Below are 1,359 nucleotides of genomic sequence, written 5' to 3'. Positions count from 1 at the left end.
GCCAGCGGCCTTGCCAACCTGGTGCTGTCGCTGCCAGCGGACTTTTCGACCGAGAACCCGCAGACTTCGATCAGTGGCACGTTCACCGCCAACACGGATGAGGGTGGCACGGCCTCTGAGCCGTTCGGCATTCTGGTCAACTTCGAGCCGGATATCATCCTGTCTGCGCCAGACGTGTGTATCAATGAGGACGAAAACGGCAACACCGTGGATCTTGGCATTTCCACTGCCATCACCGATGCGGACCTGTCGGAGGGAGATGCCAACACGCCTGACACGGTCACGATCACCTTTGACCGGCTGCCCGATGGCACCACGGCTAATGGGGGAACGCTGGATGTGGCAGGGTTGAGTTGGACCGGCAGTGTGGCCGAGGCCAACCAACTGGCACTCACCTTCCCCGAAGACTTCTCAACCGAGAGTGAAGTCTTCACCCCAACAGGAACAAACCTCATCGTGAACGGGAGTTTTGAAGCGCCGGATTTACCAAAGGGTGACTGGGGCTCTTATCCCGGTGGTACAGGGGTACCGGGCTGGTCAGGTACACGTGTTGAGGTTCAAGATCGTTATCAGGGGCGTGTGGCATCCGATGGCGACCAGTATGCCGAGATCGATTCCGAACGTGCTGTTGATACTCTTTATCAGGATGTGCCTGCGGAAACGGGCGAAACTTATCTCTTGAGCGTTGATATTGCTGCGCGTCGGGGCGGTACCGAAACAATTGAGGTCTACTGGAACAATCAGAAAATTGCCACGCTTGACGCTCAAGGCCCTGATTGGGTGACACACACCTTCAAGGTCACCGGTGAAGCTGGGCTCGATCGTCTTGAGTTCAGGGAGCTTGCCAGCGAGAATGATACTTATGGTGGCTTTATTGATAACGTTCAGCTGGTCAAAGGGGACTTTGCACCGGGAGAGCCTATCAAGGTAACCACAGCGGTAACGACGCCCGAGGGGCAGGAATCCGTCAATTCAACAATCAAGATTTTGCCCGTAGAAGACATCGATCTGAAATCCTCTGAAGTTTACGGCAAAGAAGATGCAGATGGGCCGGGCGACTCCGGTGTTACCGTCGCCTTGGCAATTGACGCTGACATTTCCGATGCGGATGGTTCTGAAGGAAACAACGATACCCCAAATACTGTTGTTCTGACCTTTGATCGACTGCCAACGGGGACGATAGCCAATGGCGGGCTGCTGGATGTGGGTAATCTCACCTGGACAGGCTCGGTCAACGAAGCAAATGCGTTGACGCTTACCTTCCCCGCGGATTTTTCAACGCAAAGTTCAGCGCTTGGCCTACCGGAAACGCCAATCATGGTGACCACCACGGTCACAACGCCGGAAGGCAAGGAGACG

At 55.4% G+C, this 1,359-nt stretch carries 1 protein-coding gene; it reads left to right on the top strand.

Going from position 1 to position 1,359, the window contains the following annotated elements; genetic code table 11:
- Nucleotides 1-1,359: hypothetical protein (locus G512_RS22720; RefSeq protein ID WP_036489862.1), on the top strand; the 1,359-nt coding region annotated here is incomplete at both ends.

The sequence above is a fragment of the Pseudovibrio exalbescens DSM 16456 genome, from assembly GCF_000422785.1.
Classification (GTDB): domain Bacteria; phylum Pseudomonadota; class Alphaproteobacteria; order Rhizobiales; family Stappiaceae; genus Pseudovibrio; species Pseudovibrio exalbescens.
The sequence above is the reverse complement of the archived record's forward strand: the minus strand, read 5'-3'. Positions and strand labels throughout refer to the sequence as shown.